Genomic DNA, 9,325 nt, shown 5'->3' with positions numbered 1-9,325 from the left:
GTACCTGCTGCAAGGCTTGTTCGAGAAGCCGGCGCAGGCCAAGAAACAGGTGCAGCAGATCACCGTGATCCAGCCGCCGCCGCCACCACCGCCCCCGCCGCCGGAACAAAAACCGCCGGAGCCAGAGCGTGAGCCCGAGAAGATCGAGGAGCCGGAACCTGAGCCAGAACCGGAGCAGCCTGAAGCGGAAGAAGCCCCTCCGAGCGAAGACCTGGGCGTGGATGCCGAGGGCGGCGCGGGTGGCGATGCCTTCGGCCTGATGGGCAAGAAGGGTGGCCGCGGACTTATCGGCGGGGGTGGCGGCAACGCCGTGATCTTCTACGGCCAGCATCTGCAGCAGGAAGTGGCCGAAGCGCTGCACCGGGCCCTGGACGAGAAAGCGCGGCGCACGCGCTACGCGGTCACGGCGAGCATCTGGGTGGACCCCGACGGGCGCATCAGCCGCGCGGAACTGAATTCCGGCACTGGCGTCGGCGAGGTCGACCAGGCGTTACGCCAGGCTTTGGCCAACCTGCAACTGCGTCTGAAGGAGCCCCCGCCGAACATGCCGCAGCCGGTCAAGATCCGCATCCGCACCTGACAACTTCTACAGCATTCCAAGCACGGGTGAATTTGATGAAAGCAGATCGTAATGCGATCGCTGCCCTACTGGCCATGAGCATCGCTTCCGGTGGGAGCTATGCCGCGGAGAGCGACGACCTGACCCTGAACTTGATCGACCTGCTGGTTCAGCAAGGCGTCATCGACCGCAAGAAGGCGGACCAATTGGTGGCCCAGGCCAAGGCCAAAGCGGCGGCCTGCCAGACCGCCGCCGCACCGAAGTCGACGCAGCCGGCCGCACCTGTGGCCCCCGCAGCGTCGGCGCCCGAGCCCGGTGATGTGCGCGTGACCTACGTGCCGGAGTTCGTCAAGGACGAGATCCGCCAAGAAGTGCGCAAGGACCTGCGCGATGAGGTGGTGAAGGAGGTAAAGGTCCAGGCCAAGGAGGAAAAATGGGGCATACCCGCGGCGCTGCCGGAGTGGGTCACCCGTTTCAAGCTGTCCGGCGACATGCGCCTGCGCTTTGAGAGCGACATGTTCGGTTCGGACAACCAGCCCAACAGCTACTTCGACTGGCCCCTCGTCAACAAGAAGGGCGGAATCACCCATGTGGACGATCCCTTCCTGAATACCACCGCCGACCGCCAGCGCTACCGCATGCGTTGGCGCCTGGCCCTGGATACCCAGATCACCGATGGCCTGATGGCGGGCGTGCGTCTGGCGACCAGCAACGACCGCAATCCCATCTCCAATAACCAGACCTTGGGCCAGTACGGCGAGCAATATGAAATCGCCATCGACCGGGCCTTCATGCGCTATGACCTGCTGGATGAGCAGGGCCGGGAACGGCTCAATCTCTGGGGTGGGCGCTTCGCCAATCCCTGGCTTAGTTCCGACAATCTGTTCGATCAGGACCTGAGCTTCGAAGGCGCCGCCGCCGCCCTGCACCTGCCGATTGGTCCCGCGCCCGCCCACTATCACGTCCCCAACCCATTCGGTCGGCAGACCCTCAACATGGGCGTGTCCAAGCCCAATCAGGTGTTCCTGACCCTGGGCGCGTTTCCGCTGCAGGAGATCCAACTGGAGTCCACCGACAAGTGGATGTGGGCTGCTCAGGCCGGCGTGGACTGGGTATTTTCGGGAACCACCCGGGTACGCGGAGCGATCGGCTATTTCGACTACAACAACATCGTTGCCCGCCGCGATCCGCTGGGCAGCCGCATCAACGACTGGAGCGCGCCGCAGTTCTTCACCAAGGGCAATAGCGTGGCGCGCATCAGCAACGACGTGGATACATCCACCGAGCCGCGCCTGGTGGGCCTGGCCTCGGACTTTAACATCATCGACGCGATCATCACGGTGGATTGGAGCGGCTGGGGCGCCAACCATGTGATGTTCACCGCCAATTATTCCGACAACCTGGGCTTCGATCAGAACGAAATCCTGAGCCGCACGGGACTGGATATCGAGCCCCGCACCCAGGCCTATCAGGTGCGGGTGGATGTGGGACGGCCCGAGATCAACCGCTTCGGCGACTGGAACGTGTGGATGGCCTATAAGTACCTGCAGCGCGACTCGGTGCTGGACGCCTTCACCGACTCCAATTTCCACCTGGCGGGCACCGATGCCCAGGGCTGGTCGCTGGGCGTGAACTATGGCATCGCCCGCAATACCTGGGCGAACTTGCGCTGGATGTCCACCGCGGCCATCGACGGCCCGCCCTTCGATGTGGACGTGCTGCTGGCGGATCTCAATGCGCGCTTCTGATCGACTCATTTGGCTGCTGTCGGCGGCGCTGGCGTTCGCTGCCAGCCAACCGGGACGTGTCGCCGCCGAGCCGGTCAAGGGTGATGCAGCTCTGCTGCAGACCCTGCGCAAGGCCCAGAATATGCTGCGCGAGCTGAATCAGGACAAGACCGCCCTGGACGCGGCCAATGCCGCGCTCACTCAGCAGGTCCAGGACCTGCAGGCCCGCTTGAAAGCGGCGGAAAGCCGGGAGATCCAAATCCAACGGCTGGAAGCACACGTGCAGGCGCAGCACAGGGAGAACGAGAGCCTGCGCCAGCGTATCGCGAGCGATGCGGAAAGATTGCAGGCTGGCACCGCGCGCAGCCGGGCCCTGATGGAAGAACTGGCGCGCTGGCGGCGGGACAACTCGCTGCTGCTGCGCGCGGTGGATGAGAGAACCCGTTGGGGCAACGCCTGCCTCGCCAAGAACCGCGACCTGATCCGGCTCAATCGCAAGGTATTGGAACATCAGGGCGAACAGGGGTTCTGGGATCGCCTCAAGGCCGTTGAACCCTTAACCGGCCTGGGCCGGGTGGCCGAAGAAAACGCCCGCGACGAGTTCGGCTACCGGCTCGAGGATCTTGAAGTGACGCCCTGGCGCGAACCGGCCGGGACGGCGGAGTCCGGACCGTCAGGGTCAACGGCAACTGACGAAGAGGAAGAGGACGAGCAGGAATGAGGTGGACCCGGTGCGGGGCGCTGACGGCTCTCAGGGGCTGCCCTTGGCTTTCGCATCGATCAAGCGGAGCCAGGCGCGCGCATCGCGCCATTGCGCGATCCAAGCGGGAATCTGCGGCGCTGGCATGGGCCGGGCGATACCGTAGCCCTGCGCGAGACGGCAGCCCAGTTCCAGCAGCTTGGCGCCGTGGTCCATTGTCTCCACGCCTTCGGCGATGACCGGCCGGTTGAACACGCCGGCGAGGCGGACGACGCTTTCCACGATGCTGAGGTCGTCGGGGTCTTCCAGCATGTCGCGGACGAAGCTCTGGTCGATTTTCAGAACATGCACTGGCAGGTTGCGGAAATAGGTGAGGGAGGAGTAGCCGGTGCCGAAATCGTCCAGGGCGAAGCGCACCCCCAACTGGCGGCAGGCCATGAGCGCGTTCACCGCCGCGTTCATGTCGGACAGGCTGGCGGTTTCCAGTATTTCCAGCTCCAGCCGGGCGGGCGGCACGTCCGGGTGGCGCTCCAGTGCCACCCGCAGCCGGTTGGCGAACTCCCCCTGCAACAAGTGATTGGCGCTGACATTGGCGCTGACGTTGAAACTGAGCCCCGCCGCGCGCCAGATGGCAATCTGGCTCAGCACCGTCTCGATCACCCATTCACCGACGGCGAACTCCAGATCGGTGCCCGCCAGATACATCAGGAAATCGCCGGGGGCGAGCAGGCCGCGCTCGGGGTGCTGCCAGCGGATCAGGGCTTCGGCGCCCACGACCTCGCCGGAGGTCAGATCCACCTGGGGCTGGAAGTGCAGCACGAATTCCCGCCGGTCCAGGGCCTCGCGCAAGCGCTGCTGGTAAAGACGGTTGGTCTGCACCAGACGATCCTGCTTGGGATCGAAGAAATGGCAACGGTTCTTGCCGGCCTCCTTGGCGCGGTACATGGCTTGGTCCGCGTGCCTCAGCAGGGTGTCCGCGTCGGCGTCATCCAGCGGGAACAGGGTGACCCCGAGACTGGCGGTGATATTGATGGGCAGGCCGTTGATCTGGAACGGGCTGCTCAGCGCCGCCTGAATGCGCTCGATGATGCGCGTGCTTTCATTGGATTCCGCCAGATCGGCGAACAGCAAGACGAATTCGTCGCCACCGATGCGGGCCAGGGTATCCGCCGAGCGCAGCACGGTCTTGATGCGTTCGGCCACGCCGACCAGCAAGCGGTCGCCCATGTCATGCCCCAACTGGTCGTTGATGGGCTTGAATCCGTCCAGGTCGAGGTAGCAGATGGCGAAGGGCTTGCCGGATTTGCGGGCGTGATTGACCGCTTGCCCCAACCGCTCCACCAGTAACCGGCGGTTGGGTACTCCGGTGAGGATGTCGTAGTTGGCGATGCGGTAGAGTTCCGCCTCGTGCTCCTTGATGAGGCTGATATCGGAAAACACGCCGATGTAGTGCTGCACGCGTCCCGCGTTATCCCTGACCACCGAGATCGCCAGCAGTTCGGCGTATATCTGGCCCTCCTTGCGCTTGTTCCAGATCTCGTCCTGCCAGAAATCGTTGTACAGCAGGGATGTCCACATTCTGGCGTAGAACCCGGCGTCGTGGCGGCCCGAGGCAAGCATGCGCGGAGAGTGTCCGATCACCTCGTCCGGGGCGTAGCCGGTGATGCGGCTGAAGGCCGGATTGACGGCGGCGATGATGTTGTTGGCATCGCAGATCATGATGCCTTCGTAGCTGTTGGCGAACACGCTGGCGGCCAGGCGCAGCCGGCTCTCGGTCTGCTTGCGCTCGGTGATGTCGCGCACCACGGCGCTCAAATTGTGGCCGGTTGGCGTGCTCCAACTGCCCAGCACCAACTCCACGGGGAACTCGCTGCCGTCCTGGCGCAGCCCCTCCATTTCTATGATCCGTCCCTGGCAGCGGGGCGGCCTGCCGCGACCGATGCGCATCACCGCGGCAAGGTGCCTGCCGCGCAGCCGCTCGGGGATCAGTCGGGTCAGTGACTCGCCGAGCATCTCTTCCGCTGAGTAGCCGAAGACGCGCTGGGCACCCTCGTTCCAGCCGATGACGCGGGCCGCCTGATCCGCCAGGATGATGGCGTCCGGCGCCGTCTCGACCACGGTGCGCAGGCGCGCCTCCTTCTCGCGCAGGGAACGCGACTGGGCTTCCAGCTTTTCGCGCTGCTCGTTCAGTTCGCACAGGACTTGGTAAGTCCGGATTGCCGCGTACACCGAGACGAATATCTTGTCGGCGGTGAGTTCGGATTTCAACCGGTAGCCATCGATTTCGTACTCGGCCACCACGCTGCGCTGTGGCGCATAGCCGGGCTGCCCGGTGATGAGGACGATCTGCACGCTGCGGTTGTGCAAGTGCTGGCGGATGTGGCGCACCAGGTTCAGCCCGGCCTGGTCGGTTTCCATCACCACGTCGAGCAGGATGAGGGCCATGTCCGGGTGCTCGGCGAGGACGGCCTTGGCTTCCTCCGCGGAGCCCGCGTCGAACAGGCGCAGGGGCCGGCCTTCCACCACCATGTCCTGCAGCGCAAGCCTCAGCACGGCATGGATATCGGCTTCGTCGTCCACCAGCATGACCTTCCAGCGCGGGCTGTCCGGCTGGGGACCTTCGGGTTCTGGTGCCGGCTCGGGCGCGAACAAGGCGTCAAAGTCGTCTTCGAAATCGGCTGGGTTCATAGCGGGGTTTCGATGTGGAAATGGACGCCGCGGCTCACCGAGTGATCGCAGACGATACTGCCGCCGAAGCGGTGCGTGATCAAGTTATAGACCAGGTGCATGCCCAGGCCCATGCCGCGCTGCAGGTCGGTGGTGAAGAAAGGATCGAAGATGCGAGTCTTGGCGGACTCCGACAGCCCGACCCCATCGTCCCAATAGTCGACCATCAAGGAGTTATCCTTGCGGGCAACGGCAATCTCGATGGAGCCATGTTCCCGCTCCTTGAAGCCATGCCGCAACGAATTACTGATCAGATTGGTGAAGATGCTGGCCCAGTCACCGGGATAGCTCTCTATTTCCAGATCATCTGGACAGTGGATCTGCACGTTGATCTGATCGATGGACAGACGCTCGCCCAGGCCGGAGACGACATCCTCCAGGCAGGTGCGTGGGCTGAAACCGCGCTTGCCGGGCAATTTCCCAGCCACCGCCACCTGACGAAAGGCTTCGGTGACGCGCCCGATGCGCTCCAGATTGGTACGAATCAGCCCGGCTTCCTGCAGGGCGCATTGCAGGTAGTTCTGCAAGTCGGACTGGGTCATGCGGCGCTCGGCGAAGCGGTCGGCCAGGTTCTGAGAGCGGTCTTGCAGGCTTGATGCGGCGGTGAGGCCCACGCCCAGCGGGGTGTTGATCTCATGGGCCACACCGGCCACCATCACGCCCAGGGAGCCCATCTTCTCGGCCTCCACCAGGCGCTTGCGGTTGCGGGCGTTCTCGATGGCCAGGGCGAATACGCCGGTCATGGCCAGGGCCAGATTAAGATAGCGGTGGCGGAATTCCGGGAACGCGAGTTGGTCCACCACGGCCAGCCCCAGCACTTCCTCGCCCTGGGCGAGGCGCAGGAAAAAACCGTTGCCGGAGGGTGTCCAGGCGTAGGCGCTGCTTAACTGGCGCAAGGGTTCCAGGTATTCCGGAGGCACTTCCCGGTCCGAGTCCATTTGGCCGCGTTCCACCCTGAGGTAGTGCCAGACCCCTGGCGCAAACAGCATGCCGAACAGGTCGCCGATGCTTGCGATGACCGCTGGTTCCTGCTGAACCTTGGCGATCTGGGCGAGCAGGTCCATGGCCAGCATCTGGTCGGCGCATTCGCGGCGGTGGGTCCGTTCCCGCTGCTCCAAGGATTCGTGCTCCAACTGCAGCCGCCATTCCAGCACGGCCCGGGCGAGGTTCAGCCTGACATGGTCCAGTCCCACGGGGATGCGACGGCTTGGCAGGCCGACGACCTGGGCCATCTGTGCCAGGTTCGGCATGGCCTCGGGATCGATCCCAGTATCCAGCAGCACCAGCTCCTTCGCGAAATCGTGAAAGAATTCACCGGCGGTTGAGACCGAAAATCCCATGTGCGCCAGTTGCCCTTGCCAGTCGGAAAGCCATCCCGGCGTGATCAGATAAGCGCCGCCGGCGATGGCCTCATCCACCAGGGCGGGGGCGGCAACCAGATAAAAGCACTGTTCCTGGCGGATCACCTTCAGCGTGGGGCCGTCGGCGGGCGGTTGGGCGAGATCGCTCAGGCAGGCGCGGCCGAGGATCACCGCGTGGCTGCAGTCCTCGGGCAATTGCGCCCTGATTTCCTCCCAACTCAAGGGTGGCTTGCCGCAGCGGGCGGGGAGGTGAGCGACCGTCACATCTTGCCAGCCTTCCTGCTCCACCGAGGCACGCACTTCCTGTTGGAAGTTGCCGCAGCAGAATAAACAGAGCTTGGCGGACATGATCGGGACTCAACAGGCGTCCGGGTCCGCCCCGTCGCGAACCCAGGTCAGGGGATAGCGGCCCCAGCTTCTGGCGGCTTCCGCAATGGCGAACAGGATTTCATCGGGCACCTGCCAGGGGATCTCGCCGTGGTTGTCGCTGAGCAAGAAGCCCCCGCCGACGCCGGCCCCGGCGATGGCCCGCTTGACTTCCATTTCAGCTTGGGCCGGCGTCCAGCGGCGCATCTCGATCCCATTGAGATTGCCCAACAGGCTCACCCGGCCGGCCGCGGCGGCTTTCAGTTCGGCGAGATCCTCCAGGGCGCTGACGCCCACCACGGCGGTGCCTGTGGCGATGAGGTCTTCCAGAATAGGCAGAGCCCGGCCTGAAGCCAGGTGAGTGGCGGTGGGGCCATGGATGCCAGCCAGGGTAGCCCTGGCGGCCGGGTATCCGGTCTTGAGGTAGGTCGCGCGCGGAACGATGGTAGGCGATGAGACCGGATCGAAGTAGCAGATGGCGGTTGCGCCGGCCTTGAGTTGGGCGTTCGCCCACTGCACCGTGAAGGCCTGGTTGATGGTCATGAGGCGCTGGAAGCGGTCGGGCTGCTCGTGCATCAGTTCCAGATAGCTGTCGAAGCCCAATTGCATGACCGGCAGGGAAAACGGCGAGATGGCGACACCCACAATCGGGACCGTGTCAGCGGCCTGGGCCTTTAGCAAATCAATGGTTTGCAGCACTCTCAACAGGCCTGGCGACTGGCCGAGTTCGGGAACCTGAAGGGCATCGATGTCCTCGAAGCGCCTGATGATGGGAGCGCCGCAATTGGGTGGCCCGTCCGGGATGAAGACCGTGTCGCCGCCGAAGGCCTCGGTTTCGATGGAGGCATAGTAGAAGGCATACAGGCAGTCGCCTCCGTACTTTCGATGCAGGCGCATCTGACCCTCGGCGACCCAGTCCGCCCTGGAAAAGTAATCCTGAATGGAGACGCCCAGCTCCCGCGCGCCCTGCATGGCGGTCAGCAGGAACAGCGGCACCCGGTCCGGTTCGCGCTGGCCCAGGGCCGTCAGGGTCCGTTGCATGCAGTTCATGGGCACGGCGTTCATGGCATGTTGTCCATCCATTGCCGGACGATGGTGACGGCATCGGCAGCATTGCGGCCCATGGCGTCGGCGCCGACTTCCCGCCACAACTGCGGGTCGAACAGGAAAGGCGCGCCACCGACGATGACCTTGACCTCGCCGCCGCTTGCCTGCAGTCCTGCGCAGACTTCCCGCACCTTGAGCGCGGAGGGAAGCATCAGCACTGAGATCAGCAAGACCCGGATACGGTCGCGCAAACAGCGCGCCACCAGTTCGTCCACTTCCATGCGCCCGTAATCCAGCAGCTCGAAACCACTGGCCCGCATCAATGCGTAAACGATGCGCTTCCCCAGCATGTGGAAATCGCTCAGGACGACGATGGCTGAGCGGGGTTGGTGCTTGCGGTCCGGGTCGCTGGCAGGGAGCACGCGTTCCACCAGTTCCTCGCACAGCCGTCCGCTGAGATAGATCTGCGACAGGGCGATGGAGCCGGATTGCCACTCGCCGCCGATCTGCTCCAAGGCGGGCACCACCAGGCTTTCCACCGCCCCCAGGGGCGATGAGCGTTCCACGGCCTGCTCGAACAGGGATTCCGCCGCGAGGCGGTCCAGGGATTCCAGAGACTGACGGAAAGGGCCGAGCAGATCGTCCACGCCGGGATGCTCCTATGGGCTCCCCGGGTGGGAGCCCGTCCGGTTTCGAATTCAGGCTGAGCGGAATTGGCAGCCCGGGTTGAAGCGTTTCCAGAGTATAGTCCCGACCCCAAGCCGCTTGTGCGCCGTGGAGGTGAAGCATGCAGCTTTGTTGCGTATGCTGGCAGCTTTGGCGCTTGCGCAGGGATGTT

At 64.3% G+C, this 9,325-nt stretch carries 7 protein-coding genes; 3 read left to right on the top strand and 4 right to left on the bottom strand.

Going from position 1 to position 9,325, the window contains the following annotated elements; all coding sequences use genetic code 11:
* From EK23_RS15015 to EK23_RS15005, 3 genes are all read left to right on the top strand, one after another.
* The coding region (locus tag EK23_RS15015; protein WP_045226183.1) for an energy transducer TonB family protein at window positions 1-580 on the top strand (580 nt) is incomplete at its 5' end.
* 35 nt (window positions 581-615) lie between these two features.
* The gene (locus tag EK23_RS15010) at window positions 616-2,307 is read left to right on the top strand and encodes a putative porin (RefSeq protein WP_045226182.1); all 1,692 of its coding nucleotides are present in this window, start codon (window positions 616-618) and stop codon (window positions 2,305-2,307) included.
* Complete coding sequence (locus EK23_RS15005) at window positions 2,294-3,007, top strand: hypothetical protein (RefSeq protein ID WP_052808216.1); 714 nt, start codon at window positions 2,294-2,296, stop codon at window positions 3,005-3,007. The genes EK23_RS15010 and EK23_RS15005 overlap by 14 nt, the downstream gene beginning before the upstream one ends.
* Window positions 3,008-3,037: 30 nt before the next feature.
* On the opposite strand, the gene EK23_RS15000 is transcribed toward EK23_RS15005, so the two are convergent.
* The 4 genes from EK23_RS15000 to EK23_RS14985 are packed head-to-tail and all read right to left on the bottom strand — an operon-like array spanning window position 3,038 to window position 9,134.
* Window positions 3,038-5,674, bottom strand: coding sequence for a two-component system response regulator (locus tag EK23_RS15000; RefSeq protein WP_052808215.1), 2,637 nt, complete (start codon window positions 5,672-5,674; stop codon window positions 3,038-3,040).
* Window positions 5,671-7,422 carry an ATP-binding protein gene (locus EK23_RS21905; RefSeq protein WP_052808214.1) on the bottom strand — a complete coding sequence of 584 codons (1,752 nt, stop codon included), beginning with the start codon at window positions 7,420-7,422 and terminating at the stop codon, window positions 5,671-5,673. Before EK23_RS21905 ends, EK23_RS15000 begins: the two co-directional genes overlap by 4 nt.
* Before the next feature lie 9 nt (window positions 7,423-7,431).
* Window positions 7,432-8,505 (bottom strand): uroporphyrinogen decarboxylase family protein, encoded by a 1,074-nt coding sequence (locus tag EK23_RS14990; protein ID WP_045226181.1) that lies wholly within the window; start codon window positions 8,503-8,505, stop codon window positions 7,432-7,434.
* Window positions 8,502-9,134 (bottom strand): cobalamin B12-binding domain-containing protein, encoded by a 633-nt coding sequence (locus EK23_RS14985; protein ID WP_052808213.1) that lies wholly within the window; start codon window positions 9,132-9,134, stop codon window positions 8,502-8,504. Before EK23_RS14985 ends, EK23_RS14990 begins: the two co-directional genes overlap by 4 nt.
* Between the last annotated feature and the right edge of the window lie 191 nt (window positions 9,135-9,325).

It is taken from the genome of Methyloterricola oryzae (genome assembly GCF_000934725.1).
Lineage (GTDB): Bacteria > Pseudomonadota > Gammaproteobacteria > Methylococcales > Methylococcaceae > Methyloterricola > Methyloterricola oryzae.
This window is presented reverse-complemented; position numbering and strand designations above follow the sequence as displayed.